General features: G+C 56.1%; 23 protein-coding genes. 14 read left to right on the top strand and 9 right to left on the bottom strand.

Annotated elements, in window-relative coordinates; genetic code table 11:
• The 4 genes from AC5DB9_RS08510 to AC5DB9_RS08495 all read right to left on the bottom strand — a co-directional run bounded on the left by AC5DB9_RS08510 (nucleotide 1) and on the right by AC5DB9_RS08495 (nucleotide 3,205).
• A complete protein-coding gene (locus tag AC5DB9_RS08510) occupies nucleotides 1-612 on the bottom strand; it encodes a TetR/AcrR family transcriptional regulator (RefSeq protein ID WP_022958001.1) in 612 nt (203 codons plus the stop codon).
• 9 nt (nucleotides 613-621) lie between these two features.
• The gene (locus AC5DB9_RS08505; RefSeq protein ID WP_272993331.1) at nucleotides 622-1,524 is read right to left on the bottom strand and encodes a GIDE domain-containing protein; all 903 of its coding nucleotides are present in this window, start codon (nucleotides 1,522-1,524) and stop codon (nucleotides 622-624) included.
• Between the two features lie 6 nt (nucleotides 1,525-1,530).
• The gene (locus AC5DB9_RS08500; protein ID WP_022957999.1) at nucleotides 1,531-2,091 is read right to left on the bottom strand and encodes a LemA family protein; all 561 of its coding nucleotides are present in this window, start codon (nucleotides 2,089-2,091) and stop codon (nucleotides 1,531-1,533) included.
• A 112-nt stretch (nucleotides 2,092-2,203) separates the two neighbouring features.
• Nucleotides 2,204-3,205: a cysteine synthase A gene (locus tag AC5DB9_RS08495; RefSeq protein ID WP_272993326.1), complete on the bottom strand. Its 1,002-nt coding sequence runs from the start codon at nucleotides 3,203-3,205 to the stop codon at nucleotides 2,204-2,206.
• 169 nt (nucleotides 3,206-3,374) lie between these two features.
• Between AC5DB9_RS08495 and AC5DB9_RS08490 the strand changes: the two genes are divergently transcribed.
• From AC5DB9_RS08490 to AC5DB9_RS08480, 3 genes are read left to right on the top strand one after another with little or no spacing between them, the layout of a single operon-like run.
• Nucleotides 3,375-3,749: a DoxX family protein gene (locus AC5DB9_RS08490; protein ID WP_491732042.1), complete on the top strand. Its 375-nt coding sequence runs from the start codon at nucleotides 3,375-3,377 to the stop codon at nucleotides 3,747-3,749.
• Nucleotides 3,750-3,789: 40 nt separating this feature from the next.
• On the top strand, nucleotides 3,790-4,350 hold the full coding sequence (locus AC5DB9_RS08485) for a sigma-70 family RNA polymerase sigma factor (protein WP_022957996.1): 561 nt from the start codon (nucleotides 3,790-3,792) through the stop codon (nucleotides 4,348-4,350).
• Entirely contained in the window at nucleotides 4,350-5,003 is a 654-nt protein-coding gene (locus AC5DB9_RS08480; protein ID WP_272993321.1) for a ChrR family anti-sigma-E factor, read from the top strand. The genes AC5DB9_RS08485 and AC5DB9_RS08480 overlap by 1 nt, the downstream gene beginning before the upstream one ends.
• Before the next feature lie 104 nt (nucleotides 5,004-5,107).
• Here the strand turns inward: AC5DB9_RS08480 and AC5DB9_RS08475 are convergent, their stop codons facing one another.
• From AC5DB9_RS08475 to AC5DB9_RS08455, 5 genes are all read right to left on the bottom strand, one after another.
• Entirely contained in the window at nucleotides 5,108-7,624 is a 2,517-nt protein-coding gene (locus AC5DB9_RS08475; RefSeq protein WP_272993318.1) for a TonB-dependent receptor, read from the bottom strand.
• Nucleotides 7,625-7,768: 144 nt separating this feature from the next.
• Nucleotides 7,769-8,563, bottom strand: a complete 795-nt coding sequence (locus tag AC5DB9_RS08470) for an alpha/beta fold hydrolase (protein ID WP_272993315.1) — start codon at nucleotides 8,561-8,563, stop codon at nucleotides 7,769-7,771.
• Between the two features lie 114 nt (nucleotides 8,564-8,677).
• A complete protein-coding gene (locus AC5DB9_RS08465; RefSeq protein WP_272993311.1) occupies nucleotides 8,678-9,571 on the bottom strand; it encodes a GGDEF domain-containing response regulator in 894 nt (297 codons plus the stop codon).
• A gap of 4 nt (nucleotides 9,572-9,575) precedes the next feature.
• Nucleotides 9,576-9,911 (bottom strand): Hpt domain-containing protein, encoded by a 336-nt coding sequence (locus tag AC5DB9_RS08460; protein ID WP_272993308.1) that lies wholly within the window; start codon nucleotides 9,909-9,911, stop codon nucleotides 9,576-9,578.
• A gap of 241 nt (nucleotides 9,912-10,152) precedes the next feature.
• The gene (locus AC5DB9_RS08455; RefSeq protein ID WP_022957989.1) at nucleotides 10,153-10,308 is read right to left on the bottom strand and encodes a hypothetical protein; all 156 of its coding nucleotides are present in this window, start codon (nucleotides 10,306-10,308) and stop codon (nucleotides 10,153-10,155) included.
• 329 nt (nucleotides 10,309-10,637) lie between these two features.
• Here AC5DB9_RS08455 and AC5DB9_RS08450 point away from each other — a divergent pair, with 329 nt between their 5' ends.
• The 11 genes from AC5DB9_RS08450 (at nucleotide 10,638) to AC5DB9_RS08400 (ending at nucleotide 20,300) form a co-directional block, all read left to right on the top strand.
• On the top strand, nucleotides 10,638-11,012 hold the full coding sequence (locus tag AC5DB9_RS08450; RefSeq protein ID WP_022957988.1) for a response regulator: 375 nt from the start codon (nucleotides 10,638-10,640) through the stop codon (nucleotides 11,010-11,012).
• A 7-nt stretch (nucleotides 11,013-11,019) separates the two neighbouring features.
• On the top strand, nucleotides 11,020-13,068 hold the full coding sequence (locus AC5DB9_RS08445) for a chemotaxis protein CheA (protein ID WP_272993304.1): 2,049 nt from the start codon (nucleotides 11,020-11,022) through the stop codon (nucleotides 13,066-13,068).
• A 28-nt stretch (nucleotides 13,069-13,096) separates the two neighbouring features.
• On the top strand, nucleotides 13,097-13,615 hold the full coding sequence (locus tag AC5DB9_RS08440) for a chemotaxis protein CheW (protein WP_022957986.1): 519 nt from the start codon (nucleotides 13,097-13,099) through the stop codon (nucleotides 13,613-13,615).
• A gap of 11 nt (nucleotides 13,616-13,626) precedes the next feature.
• Nucleotides 13,627-14,151, top strand: a complete 525-nt coding sequence (locus tag AC5DB9_RS08435) for an STAS domain-containing protein (RefSeq protein ID WP_272993300.1) — start codon at nucleotides 13,627-13,629, stop codon at nucleotides 14,149-14,151.
• Nucleotides 14,152-14,170: 19 nt separating this feature from the next.
• The gene (locus AC5DB9_RS08430; protein WP_022957984.1) at nucleotides 14,171-14,578 is read left to right on the top strand and encodes a hypothetical protein; all 408 of its coding nucleotides are present in this window, start codon (nucleotides 14,171-14,173) and stop codon (nucleotides 14,576-14,578) included.
• Nucleotides 14,575-15,219 (top strand): chemoreceptor glutamine deamidase CheD, encoded by a 645-nt coding sequence (gene cheD / locus AC5DB9_RS08425; RefSeq protein ID WP_272993298.1) that lies wholly within the window; start codon nucleotides 14,575-14,577, stop codon nucleotides 15,217-15,219. Before AC5DB9_RS08430 ends, cheD begins: the two co-directional genes overlap by 4 nt.
• A gap of 170 nt (nucleotides 15,220-15,389) precedes the next feature.
• Nucleotides 15,390-15,749, top strand: coding sequence for a response regulator (locus AC5DB9_RS08420; RefSeq protein WP_022957983.1), 360 nt, complete (start codon nucleotides 15,390-15,392; stop codon nucleotides 15,747-15,749).
• A 37-nt stretch (nucleotides 15,750-15,786) separates the two neighbouring features.
• Nucleotides 15,787-16,251 carry a hypothetical protein gene (locus tag AC5DB9_RS08415; protein WP_272993295.1) on the top strand — a complete coding sequence of 155 codons (465 nt, stop codon included), beginning with the start codon at nucleotides 15,787-15,789 and terminating at the stop codon, nucleotides 16,249-16,251.
• Between the two features lie 9 nt (nucleotides 16,252-16,260).
• The gene (locus AC5DB9_RS08410; RefSeq protein WP_022957981.1) at nucleotides 16,261-16,632 is read left to right on the top strand and encodes a YbaN family protein; all 372 of its coding nucleotides are present in this window, start codon (nucleotides 16,261-16,263) and stop codon (nucleotides 16,630-16,632) included.
• Nucleotides 16,633-16,756: 124 nt separating this feature from the next.
• Complete coding sequence (locus AC5DB9_RS08405; protein ID WP_272993292.1) at nucleotides 16,757-17,602, top strand: CheR family methyltransferase; 846 nt, start codon at nucleotides 16,757-16,759, stop codon at nucleotides 17,600-17,602.
• Nucleotides 17,603-17,702: 100 nt separating this feature from the next.
• Nucleotides 17,703-20,300 (top strand): methyl-accepting chemotaxis protein, encoded by a 2,598-nt coding sequence (locus AC5DB9_RS08400; protein ID WP_272993290.1) that lies wholly within the window; start codon nucleotides 17,703-17,705, stop codon nucleotides 20,298-20,300.
• Nucleotides 20,301-20,366 lie beyond the last annotated feature (66 nt).

Raw genomic sequence — 20,366 nt, 5'->3', positions numbered from 1 at the left:
TCAGGCGGTAGCGACTTTGCCGCTTTTGGTCGACAGCTTGTTGAGTCCGTTCACCATGTCCTGTTGCAATTGGAATTGCGCGTTGAGCTGATCCGGCGTGAGCGGATCAAAGCCAAAGATGGATTGGTGCAATGGCGCGAGGGTGACGTAACCGAGAATCATGCAGTGGAAGGCAATCGCGGTTGATGCGCTGATCACTTCGTTATCGGGATCGCTGGCGCCATCGCTGAGAAAGGCAAAGAATTTGCGATACCACCTGTCGCTGAGCAGCGTCAGCGTTTCGTCCTGCGCCAGCGTGGCGTGCTGGACCAGTCGGGCGATATTCGGCCTGTCACTCAGTGCGCTCATTGCTGCCTGAATCTGCTGACTCATTTCCTGAAAGTTAGAGGCGGTATCCAGTTGGCTGGTGGCTTCGACAAGCGGCGCCATCAGCTTCTCGCAAACGGCTTCATAGATGGCCAGCTTGTTGCTGAAATGTTTGTAGATGCCAGGGCTGCTGATGCCGACTCTCACCGCGATTTCGCTGATTGAGGTGGCGGCGAAGCCCTGTTTCGCGAAGCGCTCTTCTGCGATTTCCAGAATGCGTTCCCGGGTGTTCCGGCGTGTTGCCATGTCGCTTTCCTATCCTGCCGTCATCGATACTGCGCCGGATTGCACGAGCCAGGCAACGCCGGCAATGCATGCCAGGCTTCCCAATAGCCATGCCAGTGACTGCCAGCGGTAGCGTCGACTGAGTGATTCGGGTTCAGAGGTAGCGATAATAAACGGTTGTTGCCTGGAGGGCGAATAACGCAGGGTGTTGATCGCGTCCAGCGAGGGCTTGCCGCGCTGTTCCCGCTCGGCTTTGCGAAGGGCCTCACGGCGCGCAAGCTCCCATTCTTCGTGGCTTATCTGGCCATCGCCATTGCGATCGAAGCGCGCGACCAGACGGTCGTAGTCCTGTTTCCACTCCGAGAGAATTTCAGCCATGCGTGCAGAATTCGTCTCGGTGTCGCTGGGCGGATGGCGGGTGTCGAAAATGCCCAGCGCGTAAATGAGGTCATTTTCACAGAGGCGTTCCTCCGTGTAACGATAGCGTCTGCCGAGCAGCAGGCTGGTGGTGGAGATACCCGGTGACGGGCGGCGACTGCTACCGTGCCACTGGCGGCGGCGGTGGCTTTTGACCTCGGCTCGCTCCGGATAGACCAGGCAGATGCCGGTGCCGTCACTCAATATGAACGGGCGGGTACTGCTGTGGCTTTCTATGGTTCGCCAGCTACTGTTTTTGCCGCTTCGTTCATAGCGCTCTATTCGATAGCGAAACCACAGGCAGGGTTCTCCGGCCAATGTACTTAGCAGCGGTGCTTCGTTCTCAGGCAGCATCGCGCTGCCAATCAGTTCGACGTAGCCCTGATGTGCCGAGCGTATTTTGGAGGTGGGGGTGTCTTCGATGATGCGCGCGCGACGCAGTTGCGAGAGACTGGCGGCGCCACAAAATACGCCGACCAGTGCAAGTATTCCGAGCCCGATAAGATCGCTGTTCACAGTACCTTATTGACCAAACAGCGACTTGATATTCACGTCCTTCAACTGCGCCTTGTCGAATTCCAATAACTCAAATGCGGAGAAGTTAAACAGCCTGGCTACCAGTACGTCGGGAAACTGCTCGATGCGGACATTATTGTTGTTCACCGCCTCATTGTAGACTTCTCGGCGATCGGCAATCGCATTTTCCAGTGACGATATCCGGTTCTGCAACTGGCTGAAGCTCTGATCAGCTTTCAGTTCAGGGTAGCCTTCCGCCAGGGCAAATAACTGGCCGAGGCTGCTGCGCAGCCCGCTTTCCGCCTGTCCCAGCGCTTTCATATCGTTGCCCGCTTGAGCAGACGCGACTTGTGAGCGCGCACGGATAACTTTCTCCAGCGTCTCCTGTTCGAATTCCATGTATTGCTTGCAGGTCTCTACCAGTTTCGGCAGCTCATCGTTCCGCTGCTTGAGCAGCACATCAATGTTGGCGCGGTGCTTGGCAACGTTGTGTTTGAGGTTGACCAGTCCGTTGTACATCAGAATCAGGTAGAGCACAGCGAATACCGCCACTGCCAAAACTACCATTGTGCCTATTCCCATGGCATAGCCTCTGTCGATGTCAATAAACGTTCAGTATAGTCCCGGCCGTTGGCAAACAATACGACGGCGATCTCAGTCTTGCCGTTGTCGGCCCCGCCTAGTTGCGCATCCAGTCGGGGGCTGGCAGGCCCATGTTCTCCAGATATACCGGGTTGTACAGTTTGCTTTTATACCGGTCGCCATAGTCGCAAAGGATCGTGACAATCGTGTGGCCGGGACCCATTTCGCGGGCGAGATTGACCGCACCGGCGATATTGACCGCCGATGAACCGCCGAGGCACAGCCCTTCATGCCGAAGCAGGTCGAAGATGTAAGGTAGCGCCTCGGCGTCGCTGATCTGATAGGCGTTATCCACATCGGCGAGTCGCAGATTGTCGGTCATCAGACTGATGCCAATACCCTCGGCCAGTGAACGCCCTTCGCCGCTCAGCTCCCCGTGGGTGTAATAATTGTAAAGCGCAGAGCCCTGGGGATCGGCCAAGCCGATACGGATATCCTTGTTGTGCGCCTTCAGCGCGCGGCTCACACCGGCCAGCGTACCGCCCGTGCCCACAGCGCAGATAAAGCCATCGACCTTGCCGTCGGTCTGCGTCCAGATTTCCTGGCCGGTTGTGGTTTCGTGAATGTCTGCATTGGCAGTGTTGTCGAACTGCCGTGCCCAGATGGCGCCATTGGGCTCGGTTTCGCTGAGGCTTTCGGCCAGACGTCGGGCAGTGTGAATGTAGTGGTTCGGATCACTGTAGCCGGTAGCGTGCACCAGGCGCAGGTCTGCACCGTAAAGATCGAGAAGTTCGATTTTTTCCCGACTTTGACTGTGAGGCATGACCACTACGCTTTTGTAGCCCAGCGCGTTGGCGATCAATGTCAGGCCGATTCCCGTATTACCGGCGGTGCCTTCCACGATCGTGCCTCCGGGCCGCAGGCTGCCGTCGCGCTCTGCCGCTCGGATGATGCCCAAGGCAGTGCGGTCTTTGACTGAGCCACCGGGATTCAGGAATTCCGCTTTGCCGAGAATGGTACAGCCAGTGAGTTCTGAAACCTGTTGAAGTTTTATCAGGGGGGTGTTGCCGATGAGCTCGGGCATGCTGTTGAACGTCATCAATGTTTCTCCACGTCTTATGGCTTCATGGTATCGGGGAGGGCGCAGCCCCACAAGCCATACCGCGACTTGAGATGTCAGGGAAAATGCCAAATCGCGCCATACTGACAGACCTTCAGGGGTGATATGGTTGTCACTCTCACAAGAAAAGGAGCCGTCCTTGAAGAACGTGATTCGTGTGCTGATCTGCCTGTTTTTTCTCGGTGGCGGGGTGGCGCATTTTCTCGTGGCGGAGGGCTTTGCCGCCATTGTTCCCCCGTTTCTGCCCTGGCCGCTGGCGATTGTCTGGTTGACGGGCGTCGCCGAACTGATCATGGCGCCGATGGTATTTTGGCCGCGCTATCGGGAGCAGGTGGGTAAGCTGATGGCGCTTTACTGCCTGCTGGTGCTGCCGGCCAATATTTATCAGGCGATCAGTGGTGTGGAGGGGGTTGGCGGAGACTTGCCCGAGTCGTTTCTCTGGCTGCGTATTCCGCTGCAGTTTGTGCTGATAGCAGCTATTCTGTGGGCAACAACAGACAATAAACGCGCGATTGATCTATAGCGGCTTCGCCGACGTAGGATAGCGTACAAGAGGGTAATACATGGCTGAAGATGCCACCAAAGTAGAGCGAGACGGGGCATTCTGGGCAGATTGCATGGAGCGCGTTGCCAATGATCGCGACAAGCAGAGCTTTATGATGCTGTTCGATCATTTTTCTCCCAGAGTGAATGCCTACCTGCTTGGGCAGGGCGTCGAAGCCTCTATGGCAGAGGACCTGACACAGGATGCGCTATTGGCACTTTGGAACAAGGCGCACCTATACAAGCGTGACAAAGCCGCGGTAAGCACGTGGCTGTTTCGCGTGGCGCGGAACTTGTGGATCGACAAGTTGCGCAAACAGCGCGGTGTTGCGTATGAGTCAGAAGACAGCCTGGTAGAGACCTATGAGCCCGAACCCAGCGTCAACGCCGACGGAGATCGGCTGAAGAAGTTGATGGAGCAGCTTCCGAATAATCAGGCGCAGGTGGTGTACAAGTCGTACTACGAAGGAAAAAGTCACAGCGAAATAGCTCAGGAAACTGGGATGCCGCTGGGCAGTGTGAAATCAAGTTTGCGTCTGGCGATACGAGCGTTTCGCCAGCATTTTGGAGAAAACGCGTGATGAGTCGTATTGAACATCATCCCAGCGAGGAGACGGTATACAGTTATGCCGCCGGTGCCCTGCCTGCGGCACTAGCGCTGGTCGTGGGCTGCCATTTGCAGTATTGCCCGCAATGTCGTGCGCTGGCGGCGCAAGGCGAGGCGTTGGGAGGCGACTTGTTGGCGAGTCTTGACGAAAAGCCGCTTTCACAGGGGCGTCGTGAGTCGATGATGGCCTTGCTGGACGCATCGCCAGCTCAAAAGGCGGAGGAGCCCGCTCCACGAAAAGTGGCAATCGAGGTTCCCGGACTGCTGAGAAATCTGGTCGGTCACGACGATTTCGATTCCCTGCCCTGGAAGAGCATTGTACCGGGGATGAAGCAGGTGGATTTGAAACTTGGCGAAGGCGAAGCCAAGTTGCTGCGCATTGCTGCGGGCAAGAAAATGCCGGTTCACAGCCATCAAGGCAACGAGCTGACCCTGATTTTGCGAGGTGGCTACAGCGACAGTCTGGGCAAGTTCAATGCCGGTGATTTTGCCGAGCTCGATGGCAGTGTTGAACACCAGCCGATAGCCGACGCCGACGAGGATTGTATCTGTCTGGCCGGGATGGATGCGCCATTGGCCTTCAAGGGGCTGATCGCGAAGATGCTGCAGCCTATCTTCAAAATTTAAGCGATCGCCGGAACGAAAAAAGCCGCCTGTCAGGGCGGCTTTTTTATTGCCGTGGAATCAGAGTTCCAACACTGATTGGGGCGGTATCTACCGCCCCGCCAACATCAGTATTCGTAAATCAGATCCAGACCGTAGGTACGGGATTCGCCCCAGATCACGCCGCGATCGGTGTGGATCAGGTTGTCGATGGCTGAAATCACGTACTCCTCATCCAGCAGGTTTTTACCCCACAGACCAATGTTGAGTGAGCCGAAGCGCCCGACGGGCATTTGACTCAGGCTCAGGCGACCGTTCCAGAGGCTGTAAGACGCGTTAAAGGTGTTCTTAACATTGTCTGCGCGGGAGCCGCCGTTCCGGTCATCCATGAAGTTGTAGCTGACGTTGGCTGACAACACACCCCAGTCGGTCGCGGCGATGGTCCAATCTGCCGATACCGTGTAGCTGTTTTCCGGCGCCGAGAAAAACACAAAGGAGTCGGCCACGTCGTTGCCTTCGCGGTCGGTTGCCTTGGTGATTTCGGTATCCAGATAGGCGTAATTCAACATCAGCATCAGGTTGTCGGTCGCCATGAAGGTGATGTCGGTTTCCAGCCCCATCATTTCTGCTTCACCGGCGTTAGCCACCTTGGTGTCGGCCACGGTGCCCGCGAGGATGAAGTTCAGCTGGATATCGGTGTACTCGCTGTAGAACACATTGGTATTGATCCGCAGGCGGCGATCCATCAGCTCGCTCTTGATACCAAACTCAATAGAGTCGACATTCTCTTCGTCGAAGCCATCGGCGAAGCCGTAGCCATACACGATGCCATCGGGTGCGGCTTCATCGGTGTCATCGCTGGCCGGGTCGCCGGTAGAGCCGCGTTGCGGGTCGCGCGTGTTGAAGCCGCCGGATTTATAGGCCTGAACATACTTACCGTAAATGTTCACGTCGTCGGTCAGGTCGAATTCGGCAATAAAGCTGAACGAGGTATCGGTGAATTTCTTCTCAGCGAAGACGTTATCAAAGCTGCGATCGCCCGGGAGCAGGAAGCCTGCCTGCGCCAGAACCGGCGACAGCGGATCGAAATTCTCAGTGTCGATGGCGAGCCCCAAACGTCTGACTTCAAAGTAGGTTTTGTCGGTCTGATTCTTCAGTGCTTCCCGGTTATCTTCCGAATAGCGCGCACCGAACGTCAGGTGCATGCGTTGGTCAAGAATTCCCGGGGTCCAGGTGAACTGACCATAGGCCGCTTTGGCTGTGTTCTCGATGTCGTAGCGCTGCGATACCATGTTGACGATGCCGACGTCACCCGCACCGAAAAGAATACCGCCGAGCAATTCGCCCAGAACAGGCACCGGAATGGCGTCGTTGCTGATACGTGAACTGAACTGGTGGTGTAATGGCGAGTTGTCTTCGGTGGCCTCTTCTTCGAAGTAGTACAGGCCGACAATGTAGTCAACGGAGTCGTCGAACATTGAGCCGCTCAACTGCAGTTCGTGCGAAGACTGCTCTTGCGAAATTTGCGGCACAACTAATGGCAGGCAGTCTGCACCGGTTTGCACGCGAACCGCGGGGCCGCAGTATTCGTGAGAGTCGATGCGGTACTCGCCGGAGCCGGCGCCGCCACCCAAGTCAGCGTAGGACGCGTCGTAGAGCTCTCGATAGGCGCCGATATACTTGAACTGAGAATTCTCAAAGTTCTTGGTCAGAATCAGCGAGTAGCCTTCGATCTTGGTCTTGGATTCTTCATAGGGGCGGAAGGTTGTCATTTCATCGAAACGATCACTGCCGTACATCGCCTGAGAATTAGCAAAGCTTCGCACTGGCTCCGCCTGGCCTTTGTTCAGCACGGCCGGACTGATCGCCTGGTACATGTAGTTGTAGTAGCCGAAGTCAGATTTGTCGTAGGCGAAGTCAAGCGTGGTGGTGTCGTTGATATCCCAGCGCAGGTCGAAGCGCAGACCTTCAACTTCGCGGTCACCGAAATCGCCGCCAGGGCCTTTGTTTTCGATGAAGCCATCCATCTGCGTGGCCAGATAACCCAGCTTGATCGCCACCGAATCTGTCACGGGGATGTTGGCGGAGGTTTTTGAGGTGAACTGACTGCGGTTGCCGACGGTGAGTTTCTGCTTGAACTCAAAGCCTTCGGTTGTTGGACGCTTGGTGATCATATTGATCGCGCCGCCCGTGGTGTTACGACCGTAAAGTGTGCCTTGAGGGCCACGGAGAACTTCGATGCGCTGAAGTTCCGCGACGTCCAGCGCGGTGCCGGTGGAGCGAGCGATGTAAACCCCGTCGACGTAGATGCCGATGGCGGGATCCTGTGTGACCTGTGCGTCAGAGGGGCCAATGCCGCGGATAAAAATACGCAGGGTTGCGTTGTTGATCGGGAAGGGCTCGATCGTCATTGCCGGGACTTTTGAGCCGATATCGCCCAAATTGCTGATGCCGTCGACTTCGAGACGCTCCTCGCCAAACGCGGTCAGCGAGATGGGCGTATCCTGCAGTGATTCCGCTTTCTTTTGGGCGGTAACAATCACTTCTTCCAGGCCGCGAGGTCTTTCGTCCTGTGCGTAGGTGATGGGGGAAAGGGTGGTGGCGAGCAGGCACAGCCCTGCCGTTACTGGGATTGTTGTCTTCACTAGGCGCTCCATCGGAACCGTTTATTTTTATAAAAACCACGGATAGTTAAAACACATTAACCAAAGCCGTGCAATAAGCCGTTTGTACTAGTGGCGTGAAGTTGTGCCCGGTTTTTCGCCGGGCTGACCGCAGTATAGGTGCTTCTAACAGTTTGTCGCGGTGGTGGGATGAAGACTTGTCAAAATATCCGAAACTTTGTTTAAAACGGCAGGGTTCCAGGCAAAGGCCAGGTGGCTGGATTGGACTGGAATATTCACAATATTGTCGCCACTGAGTTTGGCGATAGCGGGCGACACGATGCCGTCGCAGGGGCTGTAAATGACGTAGGTCGGTACCGAGCGGGGCCCGGAGTTGAGTTTTACCCAGTGGCCGGTGTCCTGCTCGTGATCAGGGGTAGTGCTGCGATGCAGGCGTTTGAGGATTGCCCAGGCAGCGGTGCCGCGCGGGTCGCCATACGGTGTGCCGAGGCTGATAATGGCGCGCACTTTCTCCGGCTCGCGCTGGGCCATGGCATTGGCGTAGATACCGCCCAGACTCCAGCCGATCAGGGTGATCGGGGAGCCGCCATTTTCCTCATACAGGGCGTCAACGCGCTGCTGGATGCGGCCAAGCATCGCCTCCTGAAACTCGTGCATATGCTCCATCTGAGAAATGCGGTCGGCGGGAATATTGCGCCCGAGCAGCCAGGGCTCAGGGCGGTAGTTCCACTTTTTCAGCCAGTAGCGAATGGCTGCCATGCTGCCGTCGTCGCCACCGTAGCCGGGGAGCGTCATAACCGTGTGGCCGTCGCCTCTGGGAAGTCGGCGCAGTCGTGAATGGCTGCAAAGCAGTTGCTGGCACTCGCGCGTTGCTCGCCAGAACTCTGAGACAGTGTCACTCAGGGCCGGGGGGCGAATATCAGCGGAATCTAGGATCGAAGCGGCAGTACTGGAAATCATGAGGTTCGTCCGTGGCAGTGCGGTGATAGCTATACGTGCCCAGGAATAAATGCGATGCCGCCCCGAGCGATTAATAAGCCTATATTAAATTTGCTCAAAAACACAGTCGGGTGCTTACGACGAGCGGTAAACCACCCGGTTTCTTCCCGCCTGTTTGGCTTCGTAGAGTGCCTTATCGGCGCGTTCAAACAGGCTGTGGCGATTGTCCTGGCCGTAGTGATTCAGTTGGGCCAGGCCAATACTCACTGTCATCGGGATATCCCGCTCACTGTCAATGTGTGCAGGGTGATACTGCAGTGATGAACGGATACGCTCCGCGACGCCCCAGGCGGAGTCTTTGTCTGTGGACGGCAGGATGACAATGAACTCCTCCCCCCCATAGCGGCCAACCTGGTCGTACTCCCGCAAATTATTGTTCAGGATGTTAACCATGTGTTTGAGCGCGGTATCGCCGACAGCGTGACCGTAGTTGTCATTCACCTGCTTAAAATGGTCGATATCCAGCACCATGATCGACAGTGGCGACTGCTTGCGCTGTGCTTCGGCGATTGATGCATTGAGCAGCTCGTCGATCATTCGCCGGTTCCAGCACTGGGTGAGTGCATCGCGGGAGGCAAGCTGGTTGAGAGTCTGTTCGAGGCGGACAATACGACTGCCAGCGGCGAGGCGGACTTTCAGCACTCGGTGGTCGAAGGGTTTGCTCAGGAAATCATCGGCGCCAGACTCCATTGCCTCGATGATCGCGTCATTACCTTCTTTGCCTGTCAGCATCAGGATATAAAAAAACTGACCGTCGTCGCGGCTGCGCAACGCCGTGCAAAGTTCCGGGCCGGTCATGCCGGGCATCGACCAGTCGATCACCAGCAAATGCGGCGGGTTGTCTTTGCCGAGAATGGTCAGCGCCTCTTCACCGCAATTGGCGAGTACCGGGGTGAACCCCCAGTCCTCTACCGCAGCACACAGGGCGAGACGGGTGATGGGGTCATCATCAACAATCAGAATATCCACGCGTTCAGCCCTCCGCCAACTGTCCCAGTTCCTGACAAAGCTGATCCAGCTTTTCCCGTTTGCGCTGCCAGTCGAGATGCCAGGCATCCAGGTCTTGGGTCATGGCCGACGATTCCAGGGTGGCAAAGGCGTCGTAAAATTCCCGGGTGGCAAAATTGCCCAGCGCGCTCTTCATACGATGCACCGCGTGGGAGACCGCTTGGCGGTCGGCTGTGCGGTAACACTCCTCAATACCGTCGACCATGGAGGGGAATTCATCCAGAAACAGCTTGGCCAATGTCGCCATCAGGGCTGGCTTATTGCGAGTGATTTCCCTCAGGCGGGCTTCATCGAGGATCATGTTGCCGATGTTCTCCTTACATCTTTCTATTGCCGCAAACACCGAATTATGAGGTGGAACATAATGCTGGCGTCAATGCAGGCAGGGAGGCACCAGTCATTGGTGTCTCAATACGCTGATTTAATGTGAATTGTAGACCGCAAATGATGCCCGGTTATGCCGCTAACTGCATTGATTTTCGCAAACAAAGCCGATGGCGTCCCAATAACTGACGCCTCGGGTGTAACACCTATCGACCGACTCACTCAGCGCTGAGAGCTGTTGCACTCAGTAACAGCACAGCCGCCAGAGCCAGGCCAGCTACAATGCTTACGCCACCGGGCGCAAACGCACTGCTCAGTGCGAGTAAGCTGGCATTGGCGAAAATCATCAAACTGCCGTTGCGTCGTTGATTCATGGCACGCCTCCCGAAGGTGTTATTTCACATTGATGGCTAACGTGACTGCCAGTATAGGCAGCCTGCATTTGCCCGCGATTAGCGCTTTTACCTAGTTCCCATGAGGAAAGTCCCGAGGCGCGTCGCTTATTTCTTCGGTCATATTGCATTTTACGGGATTGGCAGGCCGCTGGATTGCGTCTGGCGAGCATCCTGTATTGCACGGAAATAGGCGTTAGTAGAACTACGAATACTTAATTTGCAGTGTGAACTGTGTACTACCTGAGCATAGCAGTGGCTGCACAGTCACCACTGCTGTCTGTTTTTGGCGTGAGTCCGGGAATGCGAATATGGCAAAAATACTGGCGGTGGATGACTCGCCATCTATACGGCGGCTGGTATCAATGACCCTGCAGCAGGCAGGCCATGATGTCGAGTCTGCAGAGGATGGTGCTGAAGCGCTGAATAAAGCCAAAGCTGGCAACTACGATGTTGTCATCACCGATGTACACATGCCTGTGATGGACGGTATTACCTTCACCCGCGAACTGCGAAAACTCAATCACTGCCGCTTTATCCCGGTCTTGGTTCTGACTACCGAGTCGGCCAGCGAGATGAAAATGCAGGGAAAGAATGCAGGTGCGACCGGATGGATCGTCAAACCGTTTAATCCCGACTCGCTGAATCGCGTGTTGGATCGCGTACTGGATCCGGGGCGGAGCTGACATGTCCATGGACATGAACGAAATTCACGCCATTTTCTTCGAAGAGAGCTTCGAAGGGGTGGATACGATGGAAGCCGGTTTGCTGAAATTGGATGCGCAGAGCACCGACAGCGAACTGATCAATACCATCTTTCGCGCGGCACACTCCATCAAAGGCGGTGCGGCCACGTTTGGTTTTTCTGCGGTCTCGGATTTTACTCACGGTGTCGAAACCCTCCTGGACCAGCTGCGAAGTGGTCAGCGTCAGGTCAGTGACGAGCTGGTAGGTGTGCTGCTGGCTTCCGTCGACGTGATTCGCGACATGCTCGACGCCTTTCAGCAGGGTCGCAATCCCGATACTGATGCCATTGCCCGTTGTCAGGCCGATATCGACCAGCAGCTCAGCGGCGAGTGCGCCTCGGCCGCTCCGGCTTCGTCGGCAGCTGCAACAGAGAGCCTGGCAGGCGAATGGCAGATTCGTTTCGTGCCACAGGCAGATATTTTCAAAACCGGCAATGAACCCAGCCGGATTTTTCGCGAGCTGTCGCAACTGGGTGAACTGACGGTCAACACCGCTTTGCAGCAGAGCATTGATTTCGACGATATCGATCCCGAGGACTGCTATTGCCAGTGGCAGTTGACGCTGCGTGGCGATGTTGCCAGAGATGAGATCGAAGCCTGCTTTGACTGGGTGCGTGACCAGAGTGAGCTGGAAATCACCGCACCGACCCTCGATGCCGAAGCCGCTACCGCCGAGAAAAATGCAGGCAGTGTTGCGCCAGCGCCGTTGCCGGCCGCCGTATCAAACGACGAGCCTGCCGCAAGGCCTGCGGCGGCGGCGAAAGATTCCGGCTCAATCCGCGTCAGTATCGACAAGATTGATGCGCTGCTGAATTTGGTCGGCGAGCTGGTGATTACCCAATCGATGTTGGCGCGCTTTGGCGATCGCGAGCAGAGCGGCAGCACGCAGGGCCTGAGAGACGGTCTGATGGTACTGGAGCGTCATACCCGAGAGCTGCAGGAAAGTGCCATGCAGATTCGAATGCTTCCCATCGGGGCCAGTTTTAATCGATTCAAGCGTCTGGTGAGGGATATCAGCGCCAAACTTGGCAAGAAAGTAGAGTTGAAACTCAGCGGCGAAGAAACAGAGCTGGATAAAACGGTTCTCGAGAAAATGAGTGACCCGCTGGTGCACCTGGTTCGAAACTCGCTGGATCACGGCATCGAAATGCCGGAGGAACGCCGGGCGGCTGGCAAGCCGGAAACCGGTGTACTCCATCTGAGCGCCTACCACGAAGGTGGCAGCATCGTGATTCAGGTTGAGGACGATGGTGCCGGATTGAATAAAGAGCGCATTCTCGCCAAGGCTATCGAGCGGGGGCTGGTATCGCCCCATGAGCAACTTTCGGAAGAGCAGATTCACCAGCTGATTTTTCAGCCGGGCTTCTCGACGGCTGCGGCACTCAGCGATCTGTCTGGTCGCGGAGTCGGCATGGACGTGGTGCGCCGCAATATTACGGATTTGGGCGGGCGGATTGATATTCGTTCCACACAGGGGCAGGGCTCCTGCCTGAAAATCCGTCTGCCGCTGACGCTGGCCATACTGGATGGTCAGCTGGTCAGGGTTGGCAACGATGTTTATATCTTCTCATTGCGCTCGATTGTTGAAACCGTACTGGTATCCCCGGCGGAGCTTAACAGTCTTGCAGGCAAGGGCAGCGTTTATCGCTTGCGTGACGAATATATCCCCACGGTGCGGTTGCGCGACTATTTCAACCTCGATTGCGAGCAACCGTCGGCGACGTATCTGGAGCGGGGCGGTCAGTTGATGGTTGTGGTTGAAACGGATGGGCATCGCGTTGGCCTGTTTGTCGACGAATTGCTCGATCAGCAGCAAGTGGTCATAAAAAGTCTGGAAGAAAATTACCTGCCGGTATCAGGTCTGGCCGGTGCCACGATTCTCGGCGATGGCAGTGTCGCGTTGATCGTGGATGTACCCAGCCTGGTACAGCACCTTGAAAATGGCCCGGAAACGATGCCGGACCCGACAGCGACACCGGAATCCAACGCGGCCTGAGAGCCGGGTTTTCGCGAGGAACTCAATAATGTATCAACAGGATATCGAGCGCAGCAGTAGCGACGACCAGGGCGATAGCCAGCAGTATCTGACCTTCATGTTGAATGGCGAAGAATACGGCGTGGAAATCCTCCGTGTGCAGGGCATTCAAGGTTGGGATTCGGTCACGCCAATTCCGAATTCGCCTGAGTATGTTCTGGGGGTGATGAACCTGCGTGGCGAAATCGTCCCCATCATCGATTTACGCAAACGCTTCGCGATGGACACCATTCCCTACGGCCCCACCACGGTCATTGTGGTGGTGAGAGTCGAAGGCAGCGATCGAACCCGAACGCTGGGTATGGTCGTTGACGGTGTTTCCGAGGTGTACCGCATCGACAACGATGAAGTACAGGCCATGCCGGAAATGGGGCGTCAGTTGAGGCAGGAGTTTGTCAAAGGCCTGTCTACGGTCGATGACAAAATGCTGATTCTGCTGGATGTCGATTGTCTGCTCAGCGTGGATGACATTGCCAAAGACAGCCACAAGCTCGCGGCGAGTGCCTGAGGAGTCCGCCTGTGAGCGATCAGGAATTTGTCATTCTGCTGGGCGATGAGCCGAGCGAAAAGGCTGCTGAAGTCAACACGGACCAGCCGTTGAAGGACGACGGCTTCGTGATTTTGCTCGGCGAGGACGGCCCCGGCGACGATGCCGCTGACAGCGCGGTGCAGAACGATTCCGCCTCGAGCGAAGACAATGACTTTGTGGTTTTGCTTGATGAGCCCTCCGCTGATATTGAAGCTCTGCGTATCGATGGCCCGAAAGCATGGCTGGGCAGTGAGCTGGGGGTCGCGCAAGTTGCGGAGGTATATCAGCAGTTGGCGGAATGGCTGAGTGAAACCAGCGGCGAGCTGACCATCAGCTTGGCAAGTTGCGACTACCTGGATAGCGCCGGTTGGCAGTTGCTTGGCCTGTTTAAGCAAAAAATGCAGCAGCTGGGGCGACACCTGCGGATCGAAGATATCGCGGAATCGCTGTATGGCGATTACCAGCGCTACGGCGTCGACGGCATTCTTCCCGGTCTAGAGGCATCCGCTGCCTGAGCGGTGGCGAGGAGTGTGCATGAGTAGTGCTGGAGAGCATAGCGATACGTCACTGTCAGGTCTTGTGGCCCTGCACCGCCAGTTAATCTGTGCGGCAGATGCCGACGTGCAAGCCGATGTGACGGCGCTGCTGGACAGCTTCATGCTGGCTTTTCGCCATGCCGACGAGCGGACCCTCGATCTGGCCTCTTTGCGTCAGGAATTAAACAAGGCGATTGCCGCCATGCAGTGCTTTGATCTGCTCAGCCAGCGTCTTGCCCATGTGGCGGCCAGTCAGCAGGCCTTGGCGGACTTGCTGGCGGTATCGCCGTCGCCCAATCACGGTGCGATCGCCAGTCTGCAGGAGCGTCTGGCCAGCAGCAGTTGTTGTGATGCTGAACGCGCCATTATTCAGGCCGCCAGCGCCCAGCGAGAGTCGGTGGAATGAATACCGGCAGATCGCCCACATCCGGTGTCTACCGGCAGCCCCGACGCGAACCCTGCGACGAGTACCCGAATATTCATCGCCACTGGGACAGCAGCCATGGTGTCTTCGCCGCCAGAGTCTTGCCCGGGCAGTACTATGTGACCGACCGCCCCGATGAAATGATCAGCACACTGTTGGGGTCTTGTATTGCCGCGTGTATTCGCGATCCTGCCGTGCGTGTCGGTGGACTGAATCATTTCATGTTGCCCGATGGTGAGGGTGACTTGGATGGTCTGGCGTCTCGCTATGGTGTGCACGCCATGGAACACCTGATTAACGATATTCTAAAGCGCGGCGGCCGGCGCGATCGTCTGGAAATAAAGCTATTTGGCGGTGGGCGAATTCTGAGCGGGCTCAGCGATGTGGGTGAAAAGAATATTCGCTTTGTCCGCGAATTCATCCGTGTTGAAGGCTATGGCATTACCGCCGAAGACCTGGGCGGAGAATTCTCCCGCAAGATTCATTACTTCCCCGCAACCGGGCGTGTGCTCGTTAAACGACTTCCCGCTTCTCGCGCAAACGAAGTGGTTCAAGAGGAAGTGTGTTACGAACGCAGCATTCGCAAGACAGCAGTCAGCGACGATATCGAGCTTTTCGATTAACCCTTGATCACGCCTATAACGGCTATGATTAGTTTTGTCTTGGGTCACATCAACCATTTATCCCAATGCCGATAAGTACCATCACGAATAGGGTGGGCGATACCCGCTGTGATGAACTGACGCCTAGAAACTTTCCTTTTTTTCATCGGCATAGAACAGGTAGCAAACACATGAATATATTGGTCGTCGACGATAGTGCCGCCATGCGCAATATGATTATTCGCACTCTTCGCCAGGCGGGCTTCGATGGCAATGAGGTCACGCAGGCGGAAGACGGCGCCGTTGCGCTGGCGGCGGTCAAGCAGAGCCTGCCGGACTTGGTGCTTGCCGACTGGAACATGCCCAACATGACCGGTATCGAATTGCTCGAAGCAATGAATGCTGAGGGCCTTAAAACCAAGTTCGGATTTATCACTACCGAAGCCACCGCAGATATGCGCGCCAAGGCCACTGCAGGTGGCGCGAAGTTTCTCATTTCAAAGCCCTTCTCAGTGGAATCTTTTCAGAAAGTACTCAGCGCAATCATGTGATTGTGCCGTCGTGATATTGGCCTGATGGAGGCAGAGTATGAGTGCGTTGGTGAAACCTAAGGCGGCCAGTGTCGAAAACATGTTGGCCATGCTGTTTGGTGTCGATGAGCTGGATGTGAGCGATTCGACCGCTATGCCGGAAGGTCCCGCTGCGGTCTACGTTGGCGATGACGGGCAACTGCTTGCTCTGGGCGTCGGCGATTTTGCGTTTGCGGCCTATTCCGGTGCGGCACTGTCGATGCTTCCGAAGGGCGGTGCGCAGGACATGGTTGATGAAAAATCGCTGTCATCCACGGTCGAGGCCAACTTCTACGAAGTGATGAATATTTGCTCTCGCCTGCTGATGAACGATCAGTCAGTACATCTGCGGCTCGATCGGCTGGTGGACTGGGCGGAAGCGAAATCGCTGATTGAGAGCATGGGGGGGCATCAAAGTATGGGCTTTAGCGTACCTGTGCCCCGATATGGCAGCGGGCAACTGGCGTTTGTCATTGCAGCCTGAGTCGCCGACATGGTCATTCACTTCTATCGTCTCGCAGGTTTCTTTCTACTGATTCTCGCTGCGATAGGCGTTGTCCTGCCGCTGTTGCCGACTACCCCTTTTGTACTGCTGGCCGCGCTGTGTTTTTCCAAGAGTTCACAGCGCTGGCATCAGTGGCTGTTGCAAAGCCCGACCTTCGGGCCAGGGCTGTTGCGTTGGGAGCAGCAGCGCTGCCTGAACTGCCGGACGAAAGTTGTCGCCTTGTTTTCGAGTCTCGGTGTGGGTGGCGCCTCGGCCTTTTTTGCGATCAGTGAGCCGCGTTTGCAGCTGACGGTGTTCGCCCTGCTGGCGGTCGGCGCGGTGGTTGTTTTACGAATAAAAAACTGCGCTTCAGCACGCTGATTAATTGCGTATTGCCGCTGCACATTTTCGGGATTTGCGTAAGTGTCATTCCTTATGTCTTGCGGAGAAAACGCTGTGATCTACTTCAAATACGCTTTCTTCTTTTGGTGTTGAGTCCATAACTGTGAGCAGTCCCTGTCCGTCAACAACAAGTAATTTTGAATTTGCCTTTACTGACAAGGACTTTAATCGTCTTAAAGATATGGTGATCAGTCGCACTGGAATTAATATCAGCGACGAGAAGCGCCAATTGGTTTACAGCCGCTTTGCCAAACGTATTCGACGCCTCGGTTTAAAAGACTTTTCGGATTACATCGACTTTCTTGATTCAGCGAATGGCGATGATGAGCGCGTTGAATTCATCAATGCGATTACCACCAACTTCACCAGCTTTTATCGCGAGCCCCACCATTTTGATTTTCTGCGTGAGTATTTGAATAACGGTGGCAACGGCAGTCGACGCTTGCGGATATGGTCGCTGGGCTGCAGCAGTGGTGAAGAGCCTTACACCATTGCCATGACCGTGCTCGAAAGCCTTCCCAATGCCGACGCCTGGGATATTCGTATTCTTGCCACCGATATCGATACCTCGGTATTGCAGCGCGCTGCAGAAGGGGTGTACGACGCCGACCGAATTGCCGATATCCCCGCCGAAAGAAAGTCGCGTTGGTTCCTGAAAGGAAAAGGTCGCTCTCAAGGGAAGGTGAGAGTGAAACCCGAGCTGAGTCGGCTGATCAGTTTCAAGCAATTGAACCTGTTGGATGACTGGCCGGTGCGCGGGCCCTTTGATGTGATCTTTTTCCGCAATGTCATCATTTATTTCGATAAGGATCTGCAAAGAAAAATCTTTGCCAAGCTGATGCAGCTCCAGCGCCCCGGCGGCATTTTAATTATTGGACATTCGGAAAACCTGTCCACGGTAAACAACCAATACAAACTTATCGGCAGAACGATCTACAAGCGACAGTGAATAAAGGCCGTCACAGGCCGCAGAACGATAAATTTACCAACAACGAGTCAATACGGAGTACAGCGCAACTCAGTCGCATGTGCTCCAAAGGAGAGAAAAAATGGCTGCACAGAACGATCAGGCACCGGGCAAGGCCAGTGCGACCAAGAAGACGGCGGCTCGCAAGCCTGCCGCCCGTAAAACCGCGGCGGCGAAACCCCGGTCAACGACGAGCAGTGCAGCATTGCAAACCGAGATTGCGCGCTGGCGAACGGCGGTAGGTGGCGCCATGACGGCGATCATGATGGTCGACCGTGACCTGGTGGTGACCTACGTCAACGATGCAACACGCGAGCTGCTGAGCCGTCACGGCGATGCACTGGCAAGCGTCTACCCCGGCTTCGATGTCGAAAATATTATTGGCACCTGCATCGACGTTTTCCACAAGAACCCTGCGCACCAGCGTGGCATGCTGGCCGATCCGGCCAATCTGCCTCACTCCGCGGATATTCACGTGGGCGAGCTGATCTTCAATATCAACGTCACGGCGCAGATTGACGACAAAGGCAATTACATCGGCAACACGCTGGAATGGCTCGATGTGACCGAAGAGCGCGCTCACGAAGTACAGGTCGCGCGTTTGCAAACAGCGGTGGACAATGCCATGACCGCGATCATGATGATTGATCGCGATTTTGTGGTGACTTATGTGAACGGGGCGACCAACACCTTGATGAGCAATCACCGCGATGCCTTGCAGTCGGTGTATCCCACTTTTGATGTCGACAACATTGTCGGCACCTGTATCGATATCTTCCACAAACACCCGGAGCATCAGCGCCGCATGCTGGCTGATCCGGCCAACCTGCCACATTCCGCCGATATTCACGTGGGTGACCTTACGTTCAATATCAATGTGACGGCCCAGATCGACAGCAAGGGCAACTATGTGGGCAATACGCTGGAGTGGTTGGACGTGACGGCACAGCGGGCACGCGAAACAGAAGTGGCACGCCTGCAGTCGGCAATGGATGGGGCAGATGCCAACTTCATGATTTGCGATGCCGACCTGAATATTACTTACGCCAATCCGGCCGTTGTCAGCATGATGAAGAAGCGGGAAGACGTGCTTCGAGAGCGCTTTCCCGGTTTCGATGCCGACAATCTGGTGGGCAAGAATATCGACATGTTCCACAAGAAACCCGAGCACCAGCGCGCGCTGCTGGCGAACCTGAAAGCGCTGCCTGCCAAGGCGGAAATTCAGGTCGCGGACTTGGAGTTTCAGGTGAACGCCACGGCGATCCTCGGCCCCAAAGGCGAATATGCCGGCAATATGGTGGAGTGGAAAGACATCACCGAGCAGAAAGATGCCGAGCGGCAGATTTCGTCGCTGATTTCCGCCGCGGCAGCCGGACATCTGGATGAGCGCCTGAATGCCGACCGCTACGAAGGCTTCATGCAGCGTCTGGTTAACGTCATTAATGGCCTGATGGATGCGATTGTCAGCGAGCAGAATAATGCCGAAGAGCAGATTCGCGAACTGGTCGATGGCGCCATTGCCGGTCGCCTGGAGTCGCGAATTGATACCGAGGCGAACGTCGGCTTCCTGCAGCGTCTGGGCGTCGGCCTGAACCAGTTAATGGATACCATCGCACAGCCGCTGGCCGAAAGCTCCAAAGTGATGGAAGCGCTGGCCGAGGGCGACCTGATGCAGGTGATGGAAGGTCAGTACCAGGGCCAGTTTGCCGCCATGCAAGACGCGGTAAATCGTTCGGTGCTCAATCTGAAAAACATGGTGGTGGAAATTCGCGAGGCAGCGCAGGGTATTCGCAGCTCTGCCTCAGAAATTGCCGAGGGCAACCTCGACCTGTCGAATCGCACGGAGGCCCAGGCGGCATCGCTGGAAGAAACGGCGTCCAGTGTTGAGCAGTTCACCGCCACCGTAAAACAGAATGCGGAGAATGCCGCGCAGGCAAACAATCTGGCGTCGGGCGCACGCGGGCAGGCAGAGAAGGGCGGCGATGTCGTCGGCCGGGCCGTGGGTGCCATGCGCGAGATCAACGCGTCGTCGAAACGCATCTCGGATATTATCGGCGTCATCGACGAGATTGCTTTCCAGACCAACCTGCTGGCACTGAACGCCGCGGTTGAAGCGGCGCGGGCAGGCGAGCAGGGGCGCGGCTTTGCGGTGGTGGCTTCTGAGGTGCGCAACCTCGCTCAGCGCAGCGCCGAAGCGGCCAAGGAAATCAAAACGCTGATTAAGGACAGCGTGGAAAAAGTCGAAGAGGGCTCTCGCCTGATCGACGAGTCCGGGTCCACACTGGAAGAGATTGTACAGAGTGTTAAGAAAGTGTCGGATATCATTTCCGAGATTGCTCTGGCCAGTCAGGAGCAGTCTGCGGGCATTGAACAGGTGAACAAAGCGGTCTCCGAGATGGATAAGGTGACTCAGGAGAACGCCGCTCTGGTGGAAGAGGCCGCCGCGGCCAGCCAGTCGATGGATAATCTCTCGAAGGGACTGAGTGAGCGTATGTCACTGTTCAATACCGGCGAAGTGGAAGCGGCACCGGCGGCATCGCCCGGCTACGCTTCGAAACCGGCACCGGTTCACTCGCTGGCTTCGCGCACGGCAGCTTCCGCTCGCCGAGGCGGAGAGGCGCCCCGCAGCATTGGTGGCGGCAAGCGTGTCTCCGGCAGCGATGAGTGGGAAGAGTTCTGAGGGTGATGGGCGGACAGTCGGGTGAAACCCCGGTCCGCCCGTGTTCACTGATCAGGCAGGAAGCAG

It is taken from the genome of Spongiibacter sp. (assembly GCF_984394615.1).
The sequence above is the reverse complement of the archived record's forward strand: the minus strand, read 5'-3'. Positions and strand labels throughout refer to the sequence as shown.